The organism is Ancylobacter aquaticus (assembly GCF_004339465.1).
Lineage (GTDB): Bacteria > Pseudomonadota > Alphaproteobacteria > Rhizobiales > Xanthobacteraceae > Ancylobacter > Ancylobacter aquaticus.
Genome location: NZ_SMFY01000001.1, coordinates 1,163,774 through 1,188,576, shown reverse-complemented (window position 1 = coordinate 1,188,576; position 24,803 = coordinate 1,163,774). Strand labels below are relative to the sequence as shown.

Here is a 24,803-nt window from a genome sequence, read left to right as displayed (position 1 = left end):
ACAGGGCGGGGGAGCGCGGCGCGTCGTTACTCGTCGTCGGCACTGTCGGAGAGCGGCTGTGCCCGGCGCGCTGGCGGGGCGGCCCGCGATTCCAGAATGCGCTCCATCGGCAGTATCAGCGCCAGCAGGGCGATGGTGGTCGCCAGCGCAAGAAAGACGAGGTGCCAGGAGGCGATGGCGCAGGCGACGCCGAGCGCTGCGGTGACCCATACCGACGCCGCCGTGGTCAGCCCATGCACTTCCAGCCGCTCGCGATCGCGCAGCACGACCCCGGCGCCGAGAAAGCCGATCCCCGTCATCACCCCCTGCACGATGCCCTGCACCACGCGGCTGGTGGCGTCCGGGTGGCCTTCCATGCCCTCGACATTCAGCGCGGAGAGCGAAATCAGCGCGGCGCCGAGCCCCACCAGACCGAGGGTGCGCATGCCGGTGGGTTTGCCACGCATGTCGCGGTTTATGCCGACGATCATGCCGCAGCCGGCCGCTGCGAGCAGGCGCAGCAGGGCCTCGATCTCGTCCGGTGTCAGCCACCAGTCCTGCGGCAAACCTTCCATTCCCGTGTCCCCCAGCCTGCTGTCTCGATCTGCACTACGTCTTGCGCCGCCGCCCGCCCGCCGCCTCGGGCAGCGGCACGGCGGCGGCGCGGAAATCGTCCCATGGGTCGGCAGCGAGGTGAGCCAGGCGCGCGGGCGCGTCGGCGAGGGTGAACTGCGCCGCCCCGGCAAGCTGGTCGAGTTCCTCCCACGCCACCGGCATGGAAACGCCCGCCCCGGCGCGGGCACGCGGGCAATAGGCCGCCACCGCCGTGGCGCCGCGCCCGTTGCGGAGATAATCGATGAAGATGCGCCCCTTGCGCCGCGCCTTGGTGGCAACGGCAATGAAGCGGTCCGGGTCGTCGGCGGCGAGCGAATCCGCCAGCGTTTTGGTGAAGGCCTTGGCCTTCTCCCAGGTCGCCTTGGGCTTCAGCGGCGCCACCACATGCAGCCCCTTGCCGCCGGAGGTCTTGACGAAGGCCGCCAGCCCCTGCGCCTCCAGCCGGGCACGGATTTCGCGCGCGCCGTCGACGACCCCGTCCCAACCGACGCCCTCGCCCGGGTCGAGGTCGAAGATCAGCATGTCCGGGCGCTCGACATCGGCAAGCGGGGCGCCCCAGGGGTGGATTTCCAGCGCCCCGGACTGCACCAGCGCGATCAGCCCGTCGAGGTCGCCGATAGTGAGCAGTTCCTCGCCGTCCTTGTCCTTGCGGACCTTGATCGCCTTGTTCATGCCGCGCCAGGAATGCTTCTGGAAGAAACACTGGCTGGCGATGCCGTCCGGGCAGCGCAGCAACGCCAGCGGCCGGGCGACGACGAAGGGCAGGATATGGCGCCAGACCTCGGCGTAGTAATCGGCCAGACCCTGCTTGGTGATGCCCTCCTCCGGCCAGTAGACGCGGTCGGGATGGGTGAGCTTTACCTTCGAGCGGGCGGCGCTGCCTTCGGGAGCCATGCTTTCGCCCTCCACCGGCTTTTCCCGCACGATCTCGCGTGCGGGCTTGTCCTCGCGCAGGCCGCGAAAGGCAGCGTGGCGCAGATGATGGTCGCCGGTCCAGCCGCGAAACTCCACTTCCGCCACCAGATCGGGCGCCACGAAAGTGACTCCGCGCCGCTCCTCCGCCGTCAGCGCCTTGGCGAACGGGCTGCGGGCGCGTTCGCGCCTGGAAAGCTGCGCGTGAAGATCGCGCGCCACCGTCTGCGAGAAGCCGGTGCCGACCCGGCCGACGCAAACCAGCTTGCCCGCCTCATGGACGCCGAGCACCAGCGACCCTATCGCGTTCTTCGCGGCCGTGGAGGGCGTGAAGCCGCCAATGACGAATTCCTGCCGGAAGGCGCATTTTGACTTCACCCAGTCCTTGCCACGACCCGAGCGATAGGGCGCGTCGGCCCGCTTCGACACCAGCCCTTCGAGACTGAGCCGGCAGGCATGGCGCAGCATGTCGCCGCCATCTTCCGTCAGATGCTCGCTGTAGCGCAGGCCTTCTGCAGCTTGACGAAGCAGCAGCTCCAGCAGTCGCTTGCGCTCGGTCAGAGGAAGCGGGCGCAGGTCCCGGCCGTCGAGGTGCAGGAGGTCGAAGGCGTAATAGATGAAGCGGTCGTGCCGCCCTTCGCTAAGATCCTGTTGCAGAAGGCTGAAATTGGATACGCCGGCGCCGTTTTCCACCACCAGCTCGCCGTCGATAAGCGCGTTCTCCGCCGGCAACGCCTCCAGCGCCGCCGCCAGCGCCGGGCCGAAGCGGGGCGTCCAGTCGAGCCCGGAGCGGGTGAGCAGCTTCACCCGGCTTTTGCCCTTGGCCGTTAAATCCAGACGCGCCTGAAGCCGGTAGCCGTCATATTTTATCTCGTGAATCCAAAGCTTTCCGCCCGGTGCCTTCGCCACCAGCGTCGCCAGCGCTGGCTCGACAAATGCCGGTAGCGGCGCCGCATCGCCGGACGGCGTCGACGCCTTCGCCTTGCCGGAGGCCTTGGCTTTCGTCGCCGCCCGCGGCTTGGCGACCTTCGCCTTGACGCTCTTCGGCGGGACGGGGGGGTCCTCTCCCTTGGCGATGGCGTCGAGCGTGCGGCCGGTCTTCACCGAATCCGGCATCTCCTCCAGAATGTCCGGCGCCCCTTCCGGCCGCGCGGCGGCGTCCTCGACCTTCATCAGCAGCCAATTGTCCGCCTTCTCGCCCCTGCGCGGCGCCATCCGCACCAAGTGCCAGCGCCCGCTCAGCTTTTCGCCGTGAAGTTCAAATTCAAGATGGCCCTTCTTGTAGCCCTTGGCCGCGTCACCGACCGGCTCCCAGCTTCCCCGGTCCCACAGGAGCACCGTGCCGCCGCCGTATTCCCCCTTGGGAATGGTGCCCTCGAAGCTGCCATAGTCGAGCGGGTGATCCTCGACATGCACCGCCAGCCGCTTCTCGCCCGTCACCAGGCTCGGCCCGCGCGTCACCGCCCAGCTTTTCAGCACGCCGTCCATTTCAAGCCGCAGGTCGTAATGCAGACGCCGCGCCGCATGTTTCTGGATCAGATAGGCGTGCCCAGGAGCCTCGACCTCGCCGCCCTGCGGTTCCCGGGTGCGGGTGAAGTCGCGCTTGCGTCGGTAGGCATCGAGCGCCATCGCCGCCTATCCCGCCTTGCGGGTGGGGCTGGCCGAGGACTTCCCCGCCTTCGCCTTGCCGGCGGCGCGCTTTTCCGCAGGTGCCTTGCCCGCCGCTGATTTCTTCGCGGCTGCCTTCTTGGCGGCCTTCTTGGCGGCCGCCTTGGCGCCTCCCGCCACCCCCGCGCTTTCGCGCAGCGCGTCGAGCAGGCTCACCACCTTGGCCGAACTCTTCTTGGGCGGGGCGATCTTGCGGCCTTCCATCTTGGCCCGCACCAGTTCCGCGAGAGCGTCGTCGTAGCGGTCATCGAAAGTTTCAGGCTGGAAGCGGCCGGATTTGGTCTCGATGATATGGCGGGCGAGATCGAGCATTTCCGGCTCCATCTTCACCTCGCGGATATCCTCGAACGCTTCCTGTGCCGAGCGCACCTCGTAGTCATAGTTTAGCGTGGTGGCGATTAGGCCCTCGTCATGGGCGCGGATCAGCACGCTGCGTGGGCGACGGAACAGCACGGCGCTCGCCACCGCCGCCACCTTCTGCTTTCGCAACCCCTCGCGGATGACGGCGAAGCTCGCCTGCGAGCTCTGATCGGCCGGGCGCAGATAATAGGGCCGGTCGAAATAGAGGTCGTCGACCTCGCCGCAGGGCAGGAAACGTTCAATGGTCAGCGCCTTGTCGCCCTTGGGCGTCACCTCGGCGATCTCGTCCGGCTCCAGCAGGATGTAATCGCCGGAATCGACCTCATAGCCCTTCACCTGCTCCTCGCGCTCGACCACTTTGCCGGTCTGCGAATCGACGAAGCGGCGGGAAAGCCGGTTGCCGGTCTTGCGGTTGACCATGTGCAGGGAGACGCGATCGCTGGCGCTGACAGCGGTATAAAGCCCGACGGCGCAGACGAGTTCGCCCAGCTTTAGAAAGCCCTTCCATGTCGCGCGCGCGGCCATGCCTGCCTCTGTACCTGCCCGAGGTGCCGGGGTGCCTCGCGCCTAACGCGCGGGCTGGCGGCGCGTTCCACAGCCGACGGCAGCATCCCGCATCAAAACGGGCGCCGAAGCGCCCGCCTTTCGTTGTCATGCCGGTTTGACGCGCGGCCTCACATGGCCTCGTTGGGCGTGGCGGCCGGCGTGGTCGGCGCAGGCGCCGTGCCCTCGGCCGGCGTCACCCGCCACACCGTGTTGCCGACATCGTCCGCCACGAGCAGGCCGCCGCGCGTGTCGACGAGGACGCCGACCGGGCGGCCCTGCGCATTGCCTTCACCGTCGAGAAAGCCGGTGAGGATTTCCTGCGGCGCGCCGGATGCCCGGCCATTGGCGAAGGGCACGAAGATCACCCGGTAGCCCACCGGCTCGCTGCGGTTCCACGAGCCGTGCTGGCCGATGAAGGCGCCGGACGAATAACGCGGCGCCAGCGCCGGGCCGTTGGCGAAGGTGAAGCCGAGCGAGGCGGTGTGCGAGCCCAGCGCGTAATCCGGCTTGATCGCCTTGGCGACGAGGTCGGGCTGCGCCGGCTGGATGCGCTCGTCCACATGCTGGCCGTAATAGGAATAGGGCCAGCCATAGAAGCCGCCCTCCTTCACCGAGGTCATGTAGTCGGGCACCAGATCGTCGCCGATCTCGTCGCGCTCGTTCACCGCCACCCACAATTCGCCATTGGCCGGGTTCCAGTCGATGCCGACGGGGTTGCGCAGCCCGGAGGCGAAGACGCGCGAGGCGCCCGTGGCGACATCCACCTCCAGCACGGCGGCGCGGTTCTCCTCCTCGTCCATGCCGTTCTCGCCGACATTCGAGTTGGAGCCGACGCCGACATAGAGCTTCGAGCCGTCGGGGTTTGCCAGCAGGCTCTTGGTCCAGTGATGGTTGCGCCCGGCCGGCAGGTCCGCCAGCTTCTCGGCCGGCGCGGTGATCTGCGTCGCGCCTTCCTGATAGGGGAAGCTGACGATGGCGTCGGCATTGGCGACATAGAAGCGATCGCCGACCAGCGCCATGCCGAAGGGCGAGGTAAGGTTTTCTAGAAACACCGTTTTCACCTCCGCCGTGCCGTCGCCATCGGCGTCGCGCAGCAGCGAGATGCGGTTGGCGCTCGGCGTCTTCGAGCCGGCTTTTTTCATGAACAGGCCCTGCACCCAGCCGCGCAAGCCCCCGGACATACCCTCGGGCTTGGGCGGTGCGTCCGATTCCGCCACCAGCACGTCGCCATTGGGCAATTCGTAGAGCCAGCGCGGATGCGCCAGCCCGGAAGAGAAGGCCGTGACCTGCATCCCCGCCGTCGGGGTCGGGCGCGCGCCCTCTTTCCAGCCAATGGCCTCCGCCACCTTCAGCGTCGGGATTGTCGACGTGGCCGGCTCGGGAAGCTGCGGATCGGGGCCGTAGCCGGCGCTTCCCGGCAGGGTCGGCACCGATTGGTCGCAGGCAGCGAGGCCGAGGGCGAGGGTGAGGAGAAAGGGCAGCGCCAGTGAGCGCCGGCGGCGCGAATGGCTGAGAGCTAAGGGCATCGAGCATTTCCTTCGGCTGCGCCGGCCGACCGCTTCCCATCGGAGCGGGAGCGCGGGCGCCGGTGGGCGCGGGACGGGATGTGGGAGGTGAACGCCGGGCGCGCGGGATGGTTCGCGGCGATGTGCCAGGAGAGCACGGGCGCCGGAACCAACGCCCGCCGCCTGTCGTTGGCCTTGCAACACCCATCATCGGTCACAGCGACAGGAGCCACTCATGCTCGATCACCCGCGCCCGCCTTTTCAGGAGCAGCAGCAGCCGATGCCCGGGCGGACGGAGGCAATGTCGCCGCGCCCCGACCATGGCGAGGCGAGCTACAAGGGCTCCGGCCGGCTGCACGGGCTCAAGGCGCTCATCACCGGCGGCGACAGCGGCATCGGCCGCGCCGTCGCCCTCGGCTATGCCCGCGAAGGCGCCGACGTGCTGATCTCCTATCTCGACGAGCATGACGACGCCGAGACCACGGCTGCGCTGGTGCGCGAGGCGGGCCGGCAGGCCGTGCTGGTTCCCGGCGACATCCAGCACGCCGCGCAGTGCCGCGCCCTGGTCGACAAGGCGGTCGAGGCTTTCGGACGCATCGACCTTCTCGTCAACAACGCCGCCCATCAGGCGACCTTCACCGACATTGGCGAGATCAGCGACGAGGAGTGGGAACTGACCTTCAAGGTCAACATCCACGCCATGTTCTACCTCACCAAGGCGGCGGTGCCGCACATGAAGCCCGGCAGCGCCATCATCAACACCGCCTCGATCAATTCCGACAAGCCGAACCCGACCCTGCTGGCCTATGCCACCACCAAGGGCGCGATCCAGAACTTCACCGCCGGGCTGGCGCAACTGCTGGCGGAAAAGGGCATCCGCGCCAATGCGGTGGCGCCGGGGCCGATCTGGACCCCGCTCATCCCCGCCACCATGCCGGCCGAAAAGGTGGCGCATTTCGGCGAGCAGGTGCCGATGAAGCGGCCCGGCCAGCCGGCGGAACTCGCCACCGCCTATGTGATGCTGGCCGACCCGCTGTCGAGCTACGTCTCGGGCGCCACCATCGCGGTCACCGGCGGCGGCCCAATGATCTGAGACCGCACCAGATAAGGAAAAGATCATGCAGACCCAAGGATCCACCCGATCGGCCCATTACCGCCTGCGCGGCAGCGAGGGCCAGTGGCGCGTCGAGAGCGCTGGCGAGGCCGGCATGGCCTATGCCAGCAAGGAAGCCGCCTTCGAGGCGGCCGTTGCCGCCGCTTCCAACGCCATCCGCGACGGTTATGACGTCACTATCACCGTGCCCGGCGCCGGTGGAACGATGCTCGGTGTCGAGGACACCGGGCATGGCGCGGAAGACGCGACCGGCACCGCGCGCAGGGGCTGACGCCCACGCGGGGGACGCGAAGATGAGGAGACCACGATGGAAATGCTTTTCGGGCTCGGCGCCTTGCTGCTTGTCGCGGCTCTGGCCTACGCCATGCGCCAGTCGAAACGCCGTCGCCAGGCGAAGGATATCGAGCTTCCTGAAGAGAAGGTCGACCGCAAGAGCCCTTTATAGCGGCCCCCTACGCCGCCCGCGTCATGACGGAGTGGCCACCTGTGCCGGTGCACCGGCCCTCTCGGGCGCGGCAAGGCGCGCGCCGGGTTCACCCTGCGGACTCGCCAGCGCCAGCAGGGCGTCGAGCGCACGAAAATCGCCGAGAGCCGCAGCTTTTTCGCGCAGGGTGAGCAGGCGAAGCGCTGCGTCGAGGCTCGGCGCGTCCTCGATTTTCGCCGCCGCGATCAGCCGATCGGAGGCATAGTCGCCGGGCCGGCGCTCGCCATCGGCAAGCTGGGCGCGATGGAAGGCCGCGAGTTTCGGCGCGGCCGCGAGGTGCGCGACCGCCTCGGACGGCGCCGGCGTCGAGCTTGTTGCTCGCAGCTGCCGCACCCGCAATAGCACGGCGGGCGGGTCCTGCTCCTCCGGCGTGCGGAACAGGGCCGGCATGGAGGCCCGCGCAGCCCCGGTCCACAGCACCAGCGGGATCGCCAGCGCAAGGCCGAGCACGACCGGCGTCATCCAAAGGAACAGCGGCAGCGAGATGCTGAGCGCGGCGGCCCCGAGCAGCCATCCCGCCACCGTATGGGGCAGGAAGAAGCGGACGATCGACCCGGCGTCGATGCGGTCGTCGTCGCGCCGCTGCGGCTGCCACCCGCCATCGCGCCCGGCCAATATGCCGATCACCGCCACCGACTGGGTGAACATCGTCACCGGGGCGAGAAGGCCGGAAACCAGCGTCTCTCCCAGCATGCCGAAAAAGGTCCGCGCGCCGCCACCGAAACGCTGGCGTGCGGTGCGGGAAACCAGCAGCGCCGCCAACGCGAACAGCTTGGGCAGCAGCAGCACCGCCATGGTGCCGACGAACACCCACACGGCGCGCACCGGGTCCTGTGCGGGCCAGCTGGGAAACAGCGCGAAACCGGAGGGAAAATAGTCCGGCGGCACGAAGCGGGCCTGAAGTGCGGTGGCAAGCCCCGCCAGCAGCATCGCCAGCCAGAGCGGCGCGGTGAGGTAGGCGCCGATGCCGATAAGCAGATGCAGCCGGCTGACCGGGTGCAGCCCCCGCGCCGGCAGCACGGCCATGTGCTGCAGGTTGCCCTGGCACCAGCGCCGGTCCCGCACGGCAAGGTCCGCCAGCGTCGGCGGGCCTTCCTCATACGAACCCTCCAGCCAGGGAACCATGTGCATTCCCCAGCCGCGCCGGCGCATCAGCGCCGCCTCGATGAAATCATGGCTGAGGATATGCCCGCCAAACGGCTTGGGACCCTTCAACTCCGGCAATCCGGCGCCCTCGGCGAAGGCGCGGGTGCGGATGATGGCGTTGTGGCCCCAGTAATTGCTCTCCGGCCCGCTCCAGCTCGCCAGCCCTTGGGCGATGAGGGGGCCATAGAGCCGGCCGGCGAATTGCTGCAGCCGGGCGAACAGCGTGCGGCCGCCGACGATGACCGGCAGGGTCTGGATCAGCCCGGCGCTCGGATTGGCCTCCATGGCGGCGGCGAGGCGCACGACGCAGTCGCCCGTCATCACGCTGTCGGCGTCGAGGATGAGGAAGCTCTCATAGGCCCCGCCGAAGCGCGTCACCCATTCTGCGATGTTGCCCGCCTTGCGGCCGGTGTTGCGCGGGCGGCGCCGGTAGAACAGCCGACCCTCGTCGCCGCGCCGGGCCACCAGATCGAGATACCCCGCCTCCTCGGCGATCCAGACATCGGGGTCGGTGGTGTCACTGAGGATGAAGACATCGAAATGCGCCGCAGCGCCGGTCGCGTCGAGCGATTCGCAGGTCGCCTCCAGCCCGGCCAGCGTGCGCGCCGGTTCCTCGTTGTAGATCGGCAGCAAGATGGCGGTGCGCGCCGTCAGCGTGGGCAGCGGCCCGTCCGGCGCGATGCCCAGATGCCCGTTCGGCCGGCGCAACAGGCCCGGCAGACCGACCAGCGCATTGGTGAAGGCAAAGCCGATCCAGGCGAAGAGGACGACGAACAGGCACAGCACCAGATATTCCAGCAACGTCACGCCGCCGACATCGAGGACGAGGTGCATTTCACGCGCAGCCAGCACGGTAAGCGCGCCCGCGCCGCAGAGAACGAAGGCGCGCCGAACGGCGAGGCTCCATGGTCGCGGGCCCGGCGGCGGCGCCGCCGGAACCTTGCCGAGCGACTGGACCGGCATCGCCAGCGGCGCCTCGGCCGGCAGAGCGGGCGCGGGGCCCTCCCCGGCGAGTGACGCGGGCGCGGGGGCCCTCTCGCCGGAACGCCTCACGGCGTCCACCGATAGACCCAGGTTTCGGCCATGCGCTCGTCACCGCGCAGCAGGTCGGCCCGCAGCTCGACAATGCCGGCCCCGCGCGGCTCCAGCGCAAACGACACGCGCCAGCCGCCGATCTCGGGGTTCGGCTGCAGGACGATGTCCCGGATGTCGCCGAAATTGGCCGTCACCCGCGCCGCGAGGCTTTCCGGAGGCAGGTCCTTCACCTTGTCGCCGACAATATCGAGCACGAACAGCCGGCGTTCGGCATTGCCGCCGACGCGGGTCGCCGTAAAACGCCCGAGATCCGTGGAATCCGGCCCGGTCCAGCCCCAGTGCAGGCGGTAGGTGTTGCTGTATTCGCGGCCCTTGCGCAGGGACTCGCGCGGGCGCCAGAAGGCGACGATGTTGTCGTGAATCTCCTCCGGCGTCGGGATTTCGACCAGCACCACCGAACCCTCGCCCCAGTCGCCGATCGGCTCGACCCAGACGCTGGGCCGGCGCTCATAGCGCGCCTCAAGGTCCTGATAGTCGAAGAAGGAGCGCTGGCGCTGCATCAGGCCGAAGCCCCGCAGATCGGAGACGGCGAAGGAGGAAATCTGCAACCGCTGCGGATTGGCAAGCGGGCGCCACAGCCGCTCGCCGGTTCCGGTGACGATGGCGAGGCCATTGGCGTCGCACACCATGGGACGGAAATCGTCGATGCCGTCGCGATCATTGGGGCCGAACATGAACATGCTTGTCAGCGCGCCGATACCGACCTGGTCCATGTCGACCCTCGGATAGACCGTCATCTCGACGGACATGAGAGTCTCACTGCCGGGGCGGATGGTGAAGCGGTGCGCAGCCGTCGCGCTCGGGCTGTCGAGCAGCGCGTGAATGACCACCGAATCCACGCCCGGGCGTGGCTGTTCCAGCCAGAAGGCGCGGAAGGCGGGGAATTCCTCGCCACCGGCATCGCCGGTCTTTACCGCCAGCCCGCGGGCGGAGGAGCCATAGACCTGGCCCTTGCCGACGCCGCGGAAATAGCTGGCGCCCTGGAACACGGCGATCTCATCGAAATAGTCCGGGCGGTTGATCGGCCCGTGCAGGCGAAAGCCGGAAAAGCCGATATCGGTCTTCGCCGGCGGCTGGGCAACGCCGTGCTCGAAGCGGAACATCCCCGGGTCATAAGCGAGCTTGCGGGCTTGGCCGTTCGTAACCTGGTAGATGTCCACGCGATCCCGGAACAGGAAGCCGCGATGCAGCATCTGCGCCTGGAAGCCCGTATTGGCCTCGCGCCAGAGTGCCCGATCGGTGTTGAAGCGGATGTTGCGGTAGTCGTCATAGCTGAGCTTGTCGAAGGCGCCCGGCAGATCGCTGGCCGGGCCCTTATAGGGCTTGGAGGCCAACTCGCGCGCCAGCTGACGCACGGTCTGCGCGTCGAACGGAGCGACCTGATCTTCCTCTTCCGACCACGCCTCGCTGATACCAAGGCGCGATAATGGCACCGGCGCCATCGCCAGGAGACCCAAACCCAGCAACAGGTGACGTCGATGCATGCCTGACCTCGCGCGTTTCAGGGCGGCACGCCCTAACCCCCGGACAAGTGCCGAGAACGCCGTGAGTTCCGAGAATTGTGCGGTGCGGCATAATTACGCGCATGCCCCGTCGGCGCGTCCGGCCGGCGTTGTACCGCCGCACGATCTGTTCTAAGCAGCCTTTACTCGTCTGGACCCGGTGAAAGCCCGGGTGGCTCTTCCGGCCGCCGATCCGCCGGACCACGCACAGTCAGCGCTGCCTTTCCGTCTTCCCGACGGACGCCCGCTCTTTGCGAAGATTGCTCCTCATGACATTGACCACCCGCTATGTCCGCGACTGGACCTCCAATATTCGCGGCGACGTCCTTGCCGGAATCGTCGTCGCCCTCGCCCTCATCCCCGAAGCCATCGGCTTCTCGATCATTGCCGGGGTCGATCCGAAGGTGGGCCTTTTCGCCTCCTTCGCCATCGCCTGCGTCTCCGCCCTCGTCGGCGGGCGCCCAGGCATGATTTCGGCCGCCACCGCCGCCACCGCCGTGGTGATGGTCTCGCTCGTGCGCGACCACGGGCTGGAATATCTGTTCGCCGCGACCATCCTGATGGGCGTGATCCAGTTGCTCGCCGGTTTCCTGAAGATCGGGCGGGTGATGCGCTTCGTCTCGCGCTCGGTCATCACCGGCTTCGTAAACGCTCTCGCCATCCTCATCTTCATGGCGCAGCTCCCCGAACTGATCGGCGTGCCGATCGAGACCTACCCGATGATCGCGGTGGGCCTCGCCATCATCTACCTGTTCCCGCGCCTGACCCGGGCGGTGCCCTCGCCGCTGGTCGCCATCGCCGTGCTTACCCTGTTCGCGTGGTGGAGCGGGATTGATTTGCGCACGGTCGGCGATCTCGGCGAACTGCCCTCCGGCCTGCCGATGCTGACGCTGCCCAACGTGCCGCTCACGCTGGAGACGCTGCAGATCATCCTGCCCTATTCGCTCACGCTGGCCGCCGTGGGGCTGCTGGAATCGCTGCTCACCGCCCAGATCGTCGACGACATGACCGACACGCTGAGCAACAAGAGCCAGGAATGCATCGGCCAGGGCACCAGCAACATCGCCTCGGCGCTGATCGGCGGCATGGGCGGCTGCGCCATGATCGGCCAGTCGGTGATCAACGTCACCTCGGGCGGGCGGGGGCGGCTTTCCACCTTTGTCGCCGGCGCTTTCCTGCTGTTCCTGATCCTGGTGCTCGACGACATTGTCCGCATCATCCCGATGGCGGCGCTGGTGGCTGTCATGATCATGGTCTCGATCGGCACCTTCTCCTGGCGCTCGATCCTCGACCTGCGCAGCAACCCACGCTCATCCTCGCTGGTGATGCTGGCGACGGTGATCACCGTCGTGACGACGCACGATCTTGCCATCGGCGTGCTGGTGGGCGTGCTGCTCTCGGGCGTGTTCTTCGCCGGCAAGGTGTCGCAGCTGGTGGCGGTGGGCGAGCATGTCGACGAGGCGAACGGGCGCGTGACCTATGTCGTCAACGGCCAGATCTTCTTCGCGTCCTCCGAGGTGTTCCTCGCCGGCTTCGATTTCGACCAGCCGGCGCGCGAGGTCGTCATCGACCTCACCCACGCGCATTTCTGGGACATCACTTCCATCGGTGCGCTCGACAAGGCGGTGCTGAAGTTCCGCAAGGCCGGGGCATCGGTCGAGGTGCTCGGGCTCAACGAGGCCAGCGCGACCATGGTTGACCGTTTCGGCACCCACCACAAGGATGAACCAGGCGTCGCCAGCCTGCACTGACGGGCCGAGGGGCGGACGGGTCGAGCGCTAAAGTGCCCGCCCCATCGCCTCGACCCGCGCAAGCACCTCGTCGATCTCCGCATCGGTGACGGTGAGCGGCAGCGACAGGCCGATGGCGCCGTCCCCCTTGGCCGTGGTGGAGAGCCCGTGCGCGAAGGCGCTGGCCACCAGATGCGCGGCGAAGCCCGGGCCGGGCGGCTGCCCACAGCGCTGGGCATCGAACGCGACCGCCAGCAGCAGCCCGAGCCCGCGCGCACCGCTCACGGCCGGCACGCGGGCTGCGATGGCGGCAACGCCGTCCTTGAGCTGCCGTCCCGCCGCCCCGGCGCGGGCGACCAGATCATCGCGGGCGATGATCTCCAGCAGGGTCAGCGCCGCGCGCGTGGTCAGCGGGTTCTTCTCATGGGTGTAGTGGCCAAGCTCCAGCTCCGGCGCGATGTTGAGCCGGGCATCGGCGATCACCGCCGCAATCGGCACCATGCCGCCGCCCAGCGCCTTGCCGAGCACCACCATGTCCGGCGTCGCGCCGAAATGCTCGAAGGCGAAGAACCGCCCGGTCTTGCCGAGACCCGAGGGTATTTCGTCGAAGATCAGCCTGGCGCCGGCGGCGTCGCACAAGGCACGGATGCGCGGCCACAGATCGGCCGGGGGCACATGGCAGTTCGAGCGCATCGGCTCGGCAATGAGCGCCGCGATGCGCCCGGTGGCAAGCAGCTCGCCCACCTCCTCCAGCATCCGCGCCGGCCCCTCCTCGCCCGCCCAATAAGGGGTGACGTGGTGGCGTCCCGGCAGGAAGGCGCCAAGGCGCGGGTCCGGCATCGCCGAGGACAGGCCGAAGGCGCCGAAGCCGTGGCCGTGATAGGAGCCTTCCAGCGAAATCGTCTCATGCCGACCGGTGGCGACGCGAGCCAGCTTGAGCGCGATCTCGATGGCGTCGGAGCCGCCGGTGGCGAACAGCACCCGCGCCGGCGCGCCGGGCCAGCGGGCCCGCAGTGCCTCCGCCAGCGCCACGGCCGGCTCATTGGTGAAGCGGCGCGGCGTGAAGGCGAGGTCGTCGAGCTGCCGCTTCAGCGCCGCCACGATCTCGCGATGACCATGGCCGAGATGATGCACGGTGTTGCCGTGGAGGTCGATGAAGCGGCGGCCGCTCGCGTCCTCCAGCCATATCCCCTGCGCCGCCTGCAAGGCACTGACGCAAGGGCTGGAGCCCTGCTGGTGGAAGAAGGCCGCCGCGTCGCGGGCGACAAGCTCGTCGGTGTCGGTCACGGCGTCACCCTGGAAAGATCGGTCGCGGATGCGCGCAGCCTCGCGCGGCGGAAGTCGAGCTTGCGGTTCTCGATCAGCCAGACCAGCCCCATGGCCGCAAGCGCGACGGCGAGCAGAGCGAGGCTCTTGGCGGCCGCGTAGCCATAATCGCCCGAGGTGGCGTGGTTGAAGATCGCCACCGAGGCCAGCTTGTGATTGCCGGAAACGAGGAAGATCACCGAGGACAGCGTGGTCAGCCCGTCGATGAACACATAGAGCATGCCCAGCAGCAGCGCCGGCCGCAGCATGGGCAGCGTTACCCGGAAGAACCGGGCGATCAGCCCGGCGCCCAGACTTTCCGCCGCCTCGTCAACCGAACGGTCGAGCCGCTGCAGCGCCGCGCGGGCGGCGAGCACGCCGACGAACAGGTTGGAGAACAGGATATTGATGACCAGTATCGCCGAGGTTCCCGTCAGCGACAGTGCGGGGATGCCGAACGGCACGTTGAAGGCGACGACATAGCCGATGCCGAAGACGATGCCGGGCAGGATCGCCGGCACCAGCGCCAGGAACATGATGAGATGGGCGCCGGGTGGGCGCAGGCGCTCCACCACATAGGCGATGATGACCGCGAAGAGGCCGCCGATCGGCCCGGCAATGCCGGCGAGGCGCACGCTTTCCCACACCAGCCCCAGCCCGCGCTCGGAGGAGCCATAGCCGGAACCAGCGAGCCCGACATCGACCCCGACGCTAGTGAAATAGCCCAGCGTCAGGCTCCAGTCGGTGCCCCACACGCGCGTCACCGCGCCCAGCGCCATGGTGCCATAGACCGCGAGGATCAGCCCCGCGACCGCGCCCGCCGTCAGGGTCAATCCGGCGCGCACCATCGCCGGCACCGGCAGCTCGGTGCGCGCGCCGGCGGTGCCGGCATAGGATTTGCGCCGGCCGAACGCTTCCAGCGCGAGGTAGAGCAGCAGCGAAGGGATGAGCAGCCACATGCAAAGCGCCGCCGCCAGCGGGGTGTTGCGGTAGGCCGTTATCTCGTCATAGACCACGCCCGCCAGCACCGGCGTATCGCGGCCGAGCACCATCGGGTTGCCGAAATCGGTGAGGCTCAGGATGAACACCAGCACCACCGCCCGCTTGATGCCCGGCCATGCCATGGGCAGCGTCACCTGCACGAAGCTGCGCAGCGGCCCGGCGCCGAGTCCGGCGGCGGCTTCGTCGATGCGGCCATCCTGCCGGCGCAGGCTGTTGTCGAACACGATCAGCGCGGCCGGCACGAAAGAAAGCGTCTGCGCCAGCACCACGCCGAACAGGCCATAGAGATTGGTCCGGTCGGCGTCGATCAGGCCGAGCCAGTCGTCGAGCAGCGTGTGCGTCACCAGCCCGCGCCGGCCAAACAGCATGATGGTGGCGGTGGCGATCAGCACCGGCGGCGCCACCAGAGGCATCAGTAGCACCACGCGGGTGAGCGAGGGCCATGGGATGGCGCCGGCATTGATGCCATAGGCGAGCGCGAAAGCCAGCGTCACGGTGAACACCACCGAAAGCGCCGCGAGAGAGAGGCTGTTGAGCGCCGCCGTGCGCAGATAGGGCTCCTCGAACAGCTTGAGATAATGGTCGAGGCCCCAGCGATCGTCGGTGCCATTGCGCAGCGCGTCGAAGCCCTGCGGCCCGAGCGCGTCCTTCACCTTGAAGGCGAGCGCGGTGCGCTTGTGCAGCATGATGTGGGCGAGGACGAATTCGTCCGCCACCGTGCTCCGGGCGGCCTCGGGCAGCGCCTTGAGCTCCGCCGCCATGGCCACGCTCTGGTCGGAATAGGCGGCCTTGCGGTCCCAGGCGACCGGCACGCCGGCCAGCGTGAAGGCGGTGGCGGTGGCCTCCACCGTCTCGGCTTCGGTGGCGCTGGACATCCAGCGCTGCACCAACGCCTCCCGCTCGCCGGACGGCACGGCATTGAGCGCGGCGCGCGTCACCGCCTTCAGCTTGGCCGGCGGCATCGGGCCGGAAATGACGAAGCTCTCCACCAGCACGGCGCCGATCGGGTAGGCGATGAACAGCGCCAGAACCAGCGCCACTGCAGCGCTAAGCAGCAGCGCTGGCAGTCGAGCCGGCAGTTGCAAAAGCGCCGTCCTCATTGCGGTCCGTCCGCAACGACGACGGCGCGCGTGGAGTCAGGGCGCAGCACAACCGCACGGCCACGCGGCCACAACCCACCCGCCTCGAAGGACGGGCGGTCGGCGAGGACAAGGCGGCCGCAGGCGAGCCGGACGCCGAGCCGCACATTCGCCCCGAGGAAAGTGGCGCTCTCGATAATTCCGGCGATTCCGGTGCCCTCGGGGGCGATCCCGACATGCTCGGGCCGGAAAAGCCCGGTCAGCCGGGCGCCCGGCGCCACGCCGGCGGGCAGCGCGAGCGGCCAGACCACGCCCTCGGCCTCGATGCCGCCCGCCACCGCGCGGCCCTCGATCAGGTTCGAGATGCCGATGAACGCGGCGACGAAGCGCGTGGCCGGGCGATGGTAGACATCGGCCGGGCTGCCGATCTGCTCGATGCGCCCGTGCCGCATCACCGCCACCCGGTCGGAGAGCGCCAGCGCCTCTTCCTGGTCGTGGGTGACATAAAGCGTGGTGATGCCGAGCCGGTCGACCAGCGAGCGCAGTTCCCCGCGCAGCTTCACCCTTATGCGCGCATCCAGCGCCGACATCGGCTCGTCAAGCAGCAGCACTTCGGGATCGGACGCCAGCGCCCGCGCCAGCGCCACGCGCTGCTGCTGGCCGCCGGAAAGCTCGTGCGGGTAACGTCCCAGCAGAGCGTCGATCTCGACAAGCTGCGCCAGTTCTTCAATACGGCGCGCGCGGGCGGCACGCGGGCCGGCGAGCGCGAAGCCGATATTCTGCGCCACCGTCTTGGTGGGGAAAAGCGCGTAGGATTGGAACACGAAGCCCATGCGGCGCCGGGCCGGGGCCATGCCGGTCACATCCTCGCCCTCGCGCAGCACCTGCCCGGCATCGGGGCGAGCGAAGCCGGCGATGATGCGCAGCAGCGTGGTCTTGCCGCAGCCGGAATCGCCCAGCAGAGTGACGAACTCGCCCTTGGCGAGATCGAAGGACACCGCGTCCACCGCGCGATGGCCCTTGTAGACCTTACTCACCGCGCGCACGGCCAGATGCGGCCGGCTCACCTGCGGAGCCGGCCGCGCCGGGGCGCGCGTGAAGGAGGCGTCGTTCACTGCTTCAGGATGCGGCTGGCGAAGTCGCGGCGGAAGGCCGCGATGTCGACCGGGCGACGCATCTGCCAAAGCGTGATCTGGGTGAGATCGACCAGCCCATGGCCGGGAACAGCGGTGGCGCCGACCACCTTGCCCAGCACCTGCGCCGCCTCTTCGCTGGCCATGAAGTCGAGGAAGATTTTGGCTTCCGCCGGGTTCGGCCCGCCGGCGACCAGCCCGCCGCCTTCCGAGACATTCGGGGTGATGCGGCCATAGACGATTTCCACCGGCTTGCCGGAGGATTTGGTCTCGAAGCAGGTGGTGTCGAAGGTGAGGCCGATGGCGACCTCGCCCGCGCCCGCCAGTGCCGCACCGCCCGAGCCGCCGTCGGAATACTGGTAGACGTTCTCGTTCAAATTCTCGACGAACGGCCAGCCGAAGGCGTCGATGAAGGTGGTTAGGATCGCCCCTCCCGTGCCGGACTTCAAAGGCGAAGGCAGCGCGATTTCCTTGGCATAGACCGGCTTGATCAGGTCTTCCCAGGTGGTGGGCATCGGCAGGTTCTTCTGCGCCAGCCGGTCCTTGTTCACCACCATGCACATCGTGGTGGCGAAGTACTTGTTGTAGAAATCGTCCGGGTCGCGGAAGGCCGGGGCGATCTTGCTGCCATTGGGCGCGTAGGGCTCAAACACACCGGCCTGCTTCAGCTGTTCCAGCGCGACATTGTTGACGAGGTAGACCACATCCGCCTGCGGCTTGCCCTTCTCGGCGATCGCCCGCTCGGTGATGGGTCCGGTGGAGCCAGAGACGAATTTCACCTCGATTTCCGGATGCGCCTTCTTGAAGGCGGCGACCAGCGCGGTGTTGACGCTGTCGGAAGCGTTGTAGAGCACGACTTCCCGGGCAAGAGAGGGTGCCGCACCGAGCGTGGCGAGAGCAGCGGCAAGGCCGAGGGCTTTCAGCGTATCGAAGAACATCAGGGTCTCCGCAAGCGAGAGGGCGCGAGGTCGTGATATAAGTGTCGTTAAAGTGTGTGACGTCTGAATGAAGCTGCACTTATGACCCGAGACCTTTGCCGAGACCCCTCCCCATGAACTTCGCCCAGCTCCGCGCCTTCCAGGCCATCGCCACCCACCGCACCTTTTCGGAGGCGGCGCAGGCGCTGGGGGTGAGCCAGCCGGCCATCACCCAGCATGTGAAGGCGCTGGAGGAAGCGGTTGGCGCGCGGCTGTTCCTGCGCACCGGGGCGGGCATCGAGCTGACCCCGGACGGGCGCGACCTGCTGCCCCGGGTGCGGCAGGTGATGCTGATGCTCGACGACATCGGCGCCCGCATGGACGAAGGCCGCGCGCTCAGCACCGGCTATCTCGCGCTTGGCCTGTGCGCGCCCTATGTGGCGATGCCGATCCTGCAGCGCTTCACAACGCTGCATCCCGGCATAAGGCTCGATGTGCGGCTGGAGAATTCCAGCGTGCTGCTCGATCTCGTGGCCCAGCACCGGGTGGATGTCGCCATCGCCACGCTGCAAGCCCCGCACCCGGATTTCGCCTGCGACCGCCTGCTCTCGCAAGAGGTGCTGGTGCTGGTACACGAGGGGCACCCGTGGTGGGGACGCGACAAGATCGAGGTCGCGGAACTGAGGGGCCAGCGCCTCGTGCTGCGCGAGGCCGGCTCGATGACGCGGCATTTGTTCGAGGGGGCGCTGGCCGCGCGCGGCGTGCCGATCTCGCCCCATCTGGTGCTCGGGAGCCGCGAGGCTGTGAAAGAGGCGGTGGCGGCGAAGATCGGCCTTGGCATCGTGCTGAACCGCGAGCTCGGCTGCGATCCGCGCCTGCATGCGGTGGCGATCGCGGATGCGCCGGCGCGCGCCGACGAATATCTCGTCACCCGTCGCGAGACCCGCCCGCTCGGCGCCGTCGCCGCCTTCGCCACTGCGGCGCGCACGGTATTCGGCGCCCCCGTCGTGACGGACGGTCAGCCGACTTAGAACGGGGAAGCCGTCTTTATACGTTCATCGGCACCGCCTCGCGACCCGGCCGGACGCTGCCTGCGGCTTCGTCGCCCGCGCCTGCCGAAGCTGCGGATCACGCGCACTGCGCGCAGAGGCGGCACCGGAGACGGCACGCCGCTTTTGCCGGCTTCGGCCGACGCCCGGCGCCGGCCGTGCCCGCGTCAGTTGCCCTTAGCGGGGTCCTCGATCTCAACCTCCGGGCGGTCGACGCCCTGCGCCACCTCCTCGTGCCACCGGCCGCTCTTGTCCTGATAGGCGATGGGCCGGGTCTCGCCGGAAATTGACTGCCGCGCCGCGGCATCGCGCGCGGCGGCAAGTGCCGAGTCATGGCTGGGATGGGTTTCCGAGAACACGTCGCCAAGCTTGTAGGCCCAGCCCCCATCATGCTCGACGATCTCGTAGCGAATATGGCTCATGGTGATCCTCCCGCAGCCTAACCCCGGCACCCGCCGCGCGGTTCCTGCGCCCGCCCCGACAGGCTAACGATTGTCCCGGCGAAAGAATTGTCGATCCCCACGCCGGCGGGCTCTTTCGACAACCTCAGTCAGGCACGCGAAGCAGCCACCACATCCGCACAAAATCGTCGGGGGAAAGGCTGTCCCAGAGCGCCCGAAGGCAGCGTGGATGATACGGATCGTTCCACAGCCAAGTCCACGGGACAAACCGCACGCCGGCGATGCGCAGTTTCCAGCGGATGACCTCCATGTTGTCCAGCCAGGAGCCCTCGATTGGGGTGGCGGCCGGGAGCCGCACCACCGTCCCATCGTCGAAGGTGACGTCGTAAATCATGTGCTTGCCCGCCCCGGCCTTGCCCGACGAAACGGCGCAGCCCGTTTCGACGTAAGCCGCCGACGCCCAAGAGTGCAGGCGCGGCGCCTCCCAAGGGAGCAGGGGCGAGACGTAATAGCCTTCCGGCGCGAACACTTCGAAGGCCCGCACCTCCAACATCGCCACCGGGACGCTGATCGCGAGGAACAGAACGCCGGCGCCCGCGAGAAACCAGGCCGGCATGAACACGAACCGGCGCACATAGCGCGGGGGGGCGGTCTCTTCCGCGAGCCGCGCCATCATCCGACGCAGCAGCCATCGCGAAAACCGGTTCTTCCTTAGCTTAGTGATGCCTGAGATAAAAACGGTGGGTTGCCATGAGGCGGGTGACAGGGTCGCAAACATCCCGAGCGCCACCGAAATCAGGAGAGCACCAAACAGACCGGGAATGAGTGGGGAGATAAATTCATATTCATATAGTAGTCCGTTCACTTGAACGGCGATTTCAAGCACGCCCGGAAGCGTATTATTCTCAATACGTCTCCCGATTACAATCAACGCCGCAAAGAATAGAACGGCAAATAAAATTGATATTAGTCCAACAGCCGCATCGAGCGATTCGACACGGCTGTACTTCGAGACATAGTCGATGACGGGCTGCGGCACGCCCTCTCGTTCCAGCCTTATCTTGATGTCTTCCTTCTGGCTTCCGCCCACGCGCGCCTCCCCGCCAACTGTACGACGACGTTCAATGGCCGGGCAGGCTGATCGTCGCCGGCGGGCGTGGCTTGCAGATGATCGCCGCAGCGCCGCCGTTTCGGCAAGAGGCGCGGCGGAGCGCAACGCCGATTGGTGAAAGCCGCCGATCGTTTCTTCGTCCATTGCCTTGGCTGCGCAGGTGCCGAGCCGGCGCTGCCGCCCCGAATGGCCTTTTCTTAATGCAACTCGTTTGCAGTTGCATGCGCGTCGACTTGGCGTAGAATGCACCTGCAACTCATTCGCAAAAGGAGGTCGGCATGCGGAGACAATCGAGGCGCGGGATCCTGACCGCCCTTCTGGCTGCCGGCCTGGCCGGGCTCGCAGGGGCGCCCGGTGCGCTGGCGCAGGAAAGCGCGCCGCCGAAGTTCAAGGCGGTGACGACGTTCACCGTCATCGCCGACATGGCACGCAACGTGGCGGGCGATGCGGCGGTGGTGGAATCGATCACGAGGCCCGGTGCGGAGATTCATAATTATGCGCCCACGCCGGGCGACATCCAGCGCGCCCAGGGGGCGCAGCTGATCCTCTGGAACGGGCTGAATCTCGAACTCTGGTTCGAGAAGTTCTTCCAGAACCTCAAGGATGTTCCCAGCGTCGTCGTGACCGACGGCATCACCCCGATGAGCATTGCCGACGGCCCCTATAGCGGCAAGCCGAACCCGCATGCGTGGATGTCGCCGGCCAATGCGCTGATCTATGTCGACAACATCCGCGACGCCTTCGTGAAATACGATCCCGCCAATGCCGCGACCTATGAGGCCAACGCCAGCGGCTACAAGGCGAAGCTGGAGGCGGCGGTGGCGCCGATCCGCGCCGAACTGGACGCCATCCCCGCCGACAAGCGCTGGCTGGTGACGAGTGAAGGCGCGTTCTCCTATCTCGCCCGCGACTATGGGCTGAAGGAACTCTATCTCTGGCCGATCAATGCCGACCAGCAGGGCACGCCGCAGCAGGTGCGCAAGGTGATCGACGCCGTGCGCAAGAACAGCGTGCCCGCCGTGTTCAGCGAAAGCACGGTTTCCGACAAGCCGGCGCGGCAGGTGGCCCGGGAAACCGGGGCGCTCTATGGCGGCGTGCTCTATGTCGATTCGCTCAGCGAGACCGACGGACCCGTGCCGACCTATATCGACCTCCTGCGCGTGACCACCAGCACGCTGCAAAAGGGTCTGTCGCAGGGGCTGTCGCAGTGAACGCGCCCTCACCTCCCCTGTCAGCGGCGGCACTGTCCGACACTGGCCTTTCCGACACTGGCCTGTCGGTTCGCGGTCTGACCGTCACCTATCGCAACGGCCACACCGCCCTGCGCGATGCCAGCTTCGCCATTCCGCTGGGTACCATCACTGCGCTGGTCGGGGTCAATGGATCGGGCAAGTCCACTTTGTTCAAGGCCATCATGGGCTTCGTGCGCCCGGCGGCGGGGGAGATCAGCATTCTCGGGGGCAGCGTGCGTGAGGCACTGCGGCAAAACCTCGTCGCCTATGTCCCGCAGAACGAGGAGGTCGACTGGAACTTCCCGGTGCTGGTCGAGGATGTGGTGATGATGGGCCGCTACGGCCATATGGGCATGATGCGGATTCCCCGCGCGGCGGACCGGCAGGCGGTGACGCAGGCGCTGGGCCGTGTCGGGATGAACGACTTTCGCACCCGGCAGATCGGCGAACTCTCCGGCGGCCAGAAAAAGCGCGTCTTCCTCGCCCGCGCGCTGGCGCAGGATGCGCGGGTAATCCTGCTCGACGAGCCCTTCACCGGCGTCGACGTGAAGACCGAGCAGGCGATCGTCGCCCTTCTGGGGTCGCTGCGCGAGGAGGGCCGGGTGATGCTGGTCTCCACCCATAATCTCGGCAGCGTGCCGGAATTCTGCGACCGCACCGTGCTGGTGAAGGGCACCGTCCTCGCCTATGGCCCCACCGCCGAAACGTTCACCGAGGCCAATCTCGAAAAGACCTTCGGCGGGGTGCTGCGCCATTTCGTGCTCGGCGGCGCCGGGCTGCACGCCGATGACGACAGCCGCCAGATTTCCGTGCTGACCGACGACGAGCGCCCGCTGGTGTTCTATGGCGAGAAGGGCGAATGCCCGCCCCGCACCACGGAGAAGGCGCCGTGATCGACCTTCTGGCGGAGCCCTTCGGCTATGAATACATGCGCAATGCCATGTGGGTTTCGGCCCTTGTCGGCGCCGTCTGCGCGTTCCTGTCCTGCTACCTCATGCTCAAGGGCTGGTCGCTGATCGGCGACGCGCTGTCCCATGCCGTCGTGCCCGGCGTCGCCGGCGCCTACATGCTCGGCCTGCCCTATGCGGTCGGGGCCTTCTTTTCCGGCGGGCTGGCCGCTGCCGCCATGCTGTTCCTCAACCAGCGCACCCGCCTGCGGGAAGACGCCATCATCGGGCTGATCTTCTCCTCCTTCTTCGCGCTGGGGCTGTTCATGGTGTCGCTATCGCCGACCTCGGTGAACATCCAGACCATCGTGCTCGGCAACATTCTCACCATCACGCCGGAGGACACGCTGCAGCTGGTGATCATCGGCGTCGTCTCGCTGGCGATCCTGCTGCTCAAATGGAAGGACCTGCTGGCGGTGTTCTTCGACGAGGCGCATGCGCGCTCCATCGGGCTGCGGCCAACCGCGCTGAAGATCATGTTCTTCACGCTGCTTTCGGCCTCGACCGTGGCCGCGTTGCAGACGGTGGGGGCGTTCCTCGTCATCTGCCTGGTGGTCACGCCCGGCGCCACCGCCTATCTGCTGAGCGACCGTTTCCCGCGCCTGCTGATCATCGCCGTCAGCATCGGCGCCGCGACCAGCTTTGTTGGTGCCTATGTCAGCTATTTCCTCGACGGCGCCACCGGCGGCATCATCGTGGTGCTGCAGACGCTGATTTTCCTAACCGCCTTCGTCTTCGCGCCCAAGCACGGCATGCTGGCGGCGCGGCGGCGGGCGGCCGAAGCCCTAAAGGTCGAGGCGTGACCATGGTCGACACCCTGCTCGCGCCGTTCCAGTTCCCCTTCATGGTCAACGCGCTCGTCATATCCGCGCTAGTGGCGGTGCCGATGGCGCTGCTGTCCTGCCTGCTGGTGCTGAAGGGCTGGTCGCTGATGGGAGACGCCATCTCGCACGCCGTTTTCCCCGGCGTCGTCATCGCCTATATCGTCGGCCTGCCGCTGGCGGTCGGCGCCTTCGCCGCCGGCATGTTCTGCGCGGTGGCGACGGGGTTCCTGAAGGACAATAGCCGCATCAAACAGGACACGGTGATGGGCATCGTGTTCTCCGGCATGTTCGGCTTCGGGCTGGTGCTCTATGTCAAGATCCAGTCCGAGGTGCATCTCGACCATATCCTGTTCGGCGACATGCTCGGCGTCACCTGGCGCGACATTGGCGAGAGCGCGCTCATCGCCGCCCTCGTCGCCGGGGTCATCGCGGTGAAGTGGAAGGACTTCCTGCTCCACGCCTTCGACCCCGCGCAGGCTCGCGTTGTCGGGCTGCGGGTCGGGCTGCTGCATTACGGCCTGCTGTGCCTGATCTCGCTGGCTATCGTCGGGGCGCTGAAGGCGGTCGGGCTCATCCTCGCCATCGCCATGCTGATCGCGCCGGGGGCTATCGCCTTCCTGCTGACGCGCACCTTCGGCGCCATGCTGTCGGCCTCGCTGGCGATCGGGGTGGGAGCCTCGCTGCTGGGCGTCTACCTCTCCTTCTTCCTCGACAGCGCGCCGGCCCCGACCATCGTGCTGGTGATGAGCGCGGGCTTCATCGCGGCCCTGCTGCGCTCCTCGTTGACAACCCACCGGATCGAGACGGAGGATGCCGGCTAAGCGGGCGCGTTACACCACGAACATCAGCGCCAGCCAGACGAGCGACGCCGCCCGGGCGAGAGCGCTCCATCCGCCAGCCTCCTTCCCCGTCGATCGCCAGACCGAGAGGATGAGCAGAAGGTTCAGCGGTAATGGCAGGAGGAAGATCAGCGCAGCGAGCCAGAACGGGGCGCCGGCGACATGGGCGGCCAGCGCCGCCCCGCCGGCGACGAGATTGATCAGCGTGCCGACGAGCAGCATGTCCCACCAGAAGACCCGCGCCAGAGGCACCGAGCCCTGCATATGGCGTCTCACGAATTCCACAGCGACCACCCTCGCTCCGACGC

General features: G+C 67.7%; 22 protein-coding genes and 1 other annotated feature. Of the genes, 9 read left to right on the top strand and 13 right to left on the bottom strand.

What is annotated here, in order from left to right; translation table 11 throughout:
- Positions 1-26: 26 nt before the first annotated feature.
- The 4 genes from EV667_RS05465 to EV667_RS05450 form a co-directional block, all read right to left on the bottom strand.
- On the bottom strand, positions 27-554 hold the full coding sequence (locus EV667_RS05465) for an MgtC/SapB family protein (protein ID WP_131834253.1): 528 nt from the start codon (positions 552-554) through the stop codon (positions 27-29).
- 34 nt (positions 555-588) lie between these two features.
- A complete protein-coding gene (gene ligD, locus EV667_RS05460; protein ID WP_131834252.1) occupies positions 589-3,135 on the bottom strand; it encodes a DNA ligase D in 2,547 nt (848 codons plus the stop codon).
- A gap of 6 nt (positions 3,136-3,141) precedes the next feature.
- On the bottom strand, positions 3,142-4,059 hold the full coding sequence (gene ku, locus EV667_RS05455) for a non-homologous end joining protein Ku (protein ID WP_131834251.1): 918 nt from the start codon (positions 4,057-4,059) through the stop codon (positions 3,142-3,144).
- Positions 4,060-4,208: 149 nt separating this feature from the next.
- A complete protein-coding gene (locus EV667_RS05450; protein WP_131834250.1) occupies positions 4,209-5,606 on the bottom strand; it encodes a PQQ-dependent sugar dehydrogenase in 1,398 nt (465 codons plus the stop codon).
- Between the two features lie 214 nt (positions 5,607-5,820).
- Between EV667_RS05450 and EV667_RS05445 the strand changes: the two genes are divergently transcribed.
- The 3 genes from EV667_RS05445 to EV667_RS22525 are packed head-to-tail and all read left to right on the top strand — an operon-like array spanning position 5,821 to position 7,144.
- Positions 5,821-6,678, top strand: coding sequence for an SDR family oxidoreductase (locus EV667_RS05445; protein WP_131834249.1), 858 nt, complete (start codon positions 5,821-5,823; stop codon positions 6,676-6,678).
- Positions 6,679-6,703: 25 nt separating this feature from the next.
- Positions 6,704-6,970, top strand: a complete 267-nt coding sequence (locus EV667_RS05440; protein ID WP_131834248.1) for a hypothetical protein — start codon at positions 6,704-6,706, stop codon at positions 6,968-6,970.
- A 36-nt stretch (positions 6,971-7,006) separates the two neighbouring features.
- Positions 7,007-7,144, top strand: a complete 138-nt coding sequence (locus EV667_RS22525) for a hypothetical protein (RefSeq protein ID WP_165901557.1) — start codon at positions 7,007-7,009, stop codon at positions 7,142-7,144.
- 21 nt (positions 7,145-7,165) lie between these two features.
- Here EV667_RS22525 and mdoH read toward each other — a convergent pair whose 3' ends face one another.
- Both mdoH and EV667_RS05430 read right to left on the bottom strand, forming a co-directional pair.
- Positions 7,166-9,391, bottom strand: coding sequence for a glucans biosynthesis glucosyltransferase MdoH (gene mdoH / locus EV667_RS05435; protein WP_131834247.1), 2,226 nt, complete (start codon positions 9,389-9,391; stop codon positions 7,166-7,168).
- A complete protein-coding gene (locus EV667_RS05430) occupies positions 9,379-10,908 on the bottom strand; it encodes an OpgD/OpgG family glucan biosynthesis protein (RefSeq protein WP_207907677.1) in 1,530 nt (509 codons plus the stop codon). Before EV667_RS05430 ends, mdoH begins: the two co-directional genes overlap by 13 nt.
- Positions 10,909-11,076: 168 nt before the next feature.
- Positions 11,077-11,132: a sequence feature (sul1 is cis-regulatory element that is thought to sense ions involved in sulfur or methionine metabolism; They are found in Alphaproteobacteria), on the top strand.
- 63 nt (positions 11,133-11,195) lie between these two features.
- Here EV667_RS05430 and EV667_RS05425 point away from each other — a divergent pair.
- Positions 11,196-12,677 (top strand): SulP family inorganic anion transporter, encoded by a 1,482-nt coding sequence (locus EV667_RS05425; RefSeq protein WP_131834246.1) that lies wholly within the window; start codon positions 11,196-11,198, stop codon positions 12,675-12,677.
- Between the two features lie 27 nt (positions 12,678-12,704).
- On the opposite strand, the gene EV667_RS05420 is transcribed toward EV667_RS05425, so the two are convergent.
- The 4 genes from EV667_RS05420 to EV667_RS05405 are packed head-to-tail and all read right to left on the bottom strand — an operon-like array spanning position 12,705 to position 18,113.
- A complete protein-coding gene (locus EV667_RS05420; RefSeq protein ID WP_131834245.1) occupies positions 12,705-13,943 on the bottom strand; it encodes an aminotransferase class III-fold pyridoxal phosphate-dependent enzyme in 1,239 nt (412 codons plus the stop codon).
- Positions 13,940-16,063, bottom strand: coding sequence for an ABC transporter permease (locus tag EV667_RS05415; protein ID WP_245515983.1), 2,124 nt, complete (start codon positions 16,061-16,063; stop codon positions 13,940-13,942). Before EV667_RS05415 ends, EV667_RS05420 begins: the two co-directional genes overlap by 4 nt.
- Positions 16,060-17,157: an ABC transporter ATP-binding protein gene (locus EV667_RS05410; protein WP_131834244.1), complete on the bottom strand. Its 1,098-nt coding sequence runs from the start codon at positions 17,155-17,157 to the stop codon at positions 16,060-16,062. The genes EV667_RS05415 and EV667_RS05410 overlap by 4 nt, the downstream gene beginning before the upstream one ends.
- Positions 17,154-18,113 (bottom strand): extracellular solute-binding protein, encoded by a 960-nt coding sequence (locus tag EV667_RS05405; RefSeq protein ID WP_131834243.1) that lies wholly within the window; start codon positions 18,111-18,113, stop codon positions 17,154-17,156. Before EV667_RS05405 ends, EV667_RS05410 begins: the two co-directional genes overlap by 4 nt.
- A gap of 113 nt (positions 18,114-18,226) precedes the next feature.
- Here EV667_RS05405 and EV667_RS05400 point away from each other — a divergent pair, with 113 nt between their 5' ends.
- Complete coding sequence (locus EV667_RS05400; protein WP_131834242.1) at positions 18,227-19,123, top strand: LysR family transcriptional regulator; 897 nt, start codon at positions 18,227-18,229, stop codon at positions 19,121-19,123.
- A 185-nt stretch (positions 19,124-19,308) separates the two neighbouring features.
- Here the strand turns inward: EV667_RS05400 and EV667_RS05395 are convergent, their stop codons facing one another.
- Both EV667_RS05395 and EV667_RS22840 read right to left on the bottom strand, forming a co-directional pair.
- On the bottom strand, positions 19,309-19,563 hold the full coding sequence (locus EV667_RS05395) for a DUF2188 domain-containing protein (RefSeq protein ID WP_131834241.1): 255 nt from the start codon (positions 19,561-19,563) through the stop codon (positions 19,309-19,311).
- Positions 19,564-19,687: 124 nt separating this feature from the next.
- Complete coding sequence (locus tag EV667_RS22840) at positions 19,688-20,797, bottom strand: hypothetical protein (protein ID WP_245515982.1); 1,110 nt, start codon at positions 20,795-20,797, stop codon at positions 19,688-19,690.
- Between the two features lie 134 nt (positions 20,798-20,931).
- Here EV667_RS22840 and EV667_RS05385 point away from each other — a divergent pair, with 134 nt between their 5' ends.
- From EV667_RS05385 to EV667_RS05370, 4 genes are read left to right on the top strand one after another with little or no spacing between them, the layout of a single operon-like run.
- Positions 20,932-21,864, top strand: a complete 933-nt coding sequence (locus EV667_RS05385; RefSeq protein WP_131834240.1) for a metal ABC transporter substrate-binding protein — start codon at positions 20,932-20,934, stop codon at positions 21,862-21,864.
- Positions 21,861-22,778: a manganese/iron ABC transporter ATP-binding protein gene (locus EV667_RS05380; RefSeq protein ID WP_425359002.1), complete on the top strand. Its 918-nt coding sequence runs from the start codon at positions 21,861-21,863 to the stop codon at positions 22,776-22,778. The genes EV667_RS05385 and EV667_RS05380 overlap by 4 nt, the downstream gene beginning before the upstream one ends.
- A gap of 35 nt (positions 22,779-22,813) precedes the next feature.
- Positions 22,814-23,635 carry a metal ABC transporter permease gene (locus EV667_RS05375; RefSeq protein WP_425359016.1) on the top strand — a complete coding sequence of 274 codons (822 nt, stop codon included), beginning with the start codon at positions 22,814-22,816 and terminating at the stop codon, positions 23,633-23,635.
- Positions 23,632-24,477: a metal ABC transporter permease gene (locus tag EV667_RS05370; protein ID WP_131834238.1), complete on the top strand. Its 846-nt coding sequence runs from the start codon at positions 23,632-23,634 to the stop codon at positions 24,475-24,477. Before EV667_RS05375 ends, EV667_RS05370 begins: the two co-directional genes overlap by 4 nt.
- A 9-nt stretch (positions 24,478-24,486) precedes the next feature.
- On the opposite strand, the gene EV667_RS05365 is transcribed toward EV667_RS05370, so the two are convergent.
- The gene (locus tag EV667_RS05365) at positions 24,487-24,771 is read right to left on the bottom strand and encodes a hypothetical protein (protein ID WP_245515981.1); all 285 of its coding nucleotides are present in this window, start codon (positions 24,769-24,771) and stop codon (positions 24,487-24,489) included.
- Positions 24,772-24,803: the final 32 nt, after the last annotated feature.

Excerpts from the sequence above, each read along its gene's own strand:
- EV667_RS22840 (WP_245515982.1), bottom strand. The coding sequence starts at position 20,797 with ATGGACGAAGAAACGATCGGCGGCTTTCACCAATCGGCGTTGCGCTCC.
- EV667_RS05450 (WP_131834250.1), bottom strand. The coding sequence starts at position 5,606 with ATGCCCTTAGCTCTCAGCCATTCGCGCCGCCGGCGCTCACTGGCGCTG.
- EV667_RS05405 (WP_131834243.1), bottom strand. The coding sequence starts at position 18,113 with ATGTTCTTCGATACGCTGAAAGCCCTCGGCCTTGCCGCTGCTCTCGCC.
- EV667_RS22525 (WP_165901557.1), top strand. The coding sequence starts at position 7,007 with ATGGAAATGCTTTTCGGGCTCGGCGCCTTGCTGCTTGTCGCGGCTCTG.
- EV667_RS05415 (WP_245515983.1), bottom strand. The coding sequence starts at position 16,063 with ATGAGGACGGCGCTTTTGCAACTGCCGGCTCGACTGCCAGCGCTGCTG.
- ku (WP_131834251.1), bottom strand. The coding sequence starts at position 4,059 with ATGGCCGCGCGCGCGACATGGAAGGGCTTTCTAAAGCTGGGCGAACTC.
- EV667_RS05440 (WP_131834248.1), top strand. The coding sequence starts at position 6,704 with ATGCAGACCCAAGGATCCACCCGATCGGCCCATTACCGCCTGCGCGGC.
- EV667_RS05425 (WP_131834246.1), top strand. The coding sequence starts at position 11,196 with ATGACATTGACCACCCGCTATGTCCGCGACTGGACCTCCAATATTCGC.
- EV667_RS05400 (WP_131834242.1), top strand. The coding sequence starts at position 18,227 with ATGAACTTCGCCCAGCTCCGCGCCTTCCAGGCCATCGCCACCCACCGC.
- EV667_RS05395 (WP_131834241.1), bottom strand. The coding sequence starts at position 19,563 with ATGAGCCATATTCGCTACGAGATCGTCGAGCATGATGGGGGCTGGGCC.
- EV667_RS05445 (WP_131834249.1), top strand. The coding sequence starts at position 5,821 with ATGCTCGATCACCCGCGCCCGCCTTTTCAGGAGCAGCAGCAGCCGATG.
- EV667_RS05375 (WP_425359016.1), top strand. The coding sequence starts at position 22,814 with ATGCGCAATGCCATGTGGGTTTCGGCCCTTGTCGGCGCCGTCTGCGCG.
- EV667_RS05430 (WP_207907677.1), bottom strand. The coding sequence starts at position 10,908 with ATGCATCGACGTCACCTGTTGCTGGGTTTGGGTCTCCTGGCGATGGCG.
- EV667_RS05385 (WP_131834240.1), top strand. The coding sequence starts at position 20,932 with ATGCGGAGACAATCGAGGCGCGGGATCCTGACCGCCCTTCTGGCTGCC.
- EV667_RS05465 (WP_131834253.1), bottom strand. The coding sequence starts at position 554 with ATGGAAGGTTTGCCGCAGGACTGGTGGCTGACACCGGACGAGATCGAG.
- ligD (WP_131834252.1), bottom strand. The coding sequence starts at position 3,135 with ATGGCGCTCGATGCCTACCGACGCAAGCGCGACTTCACCCGCACCCGG.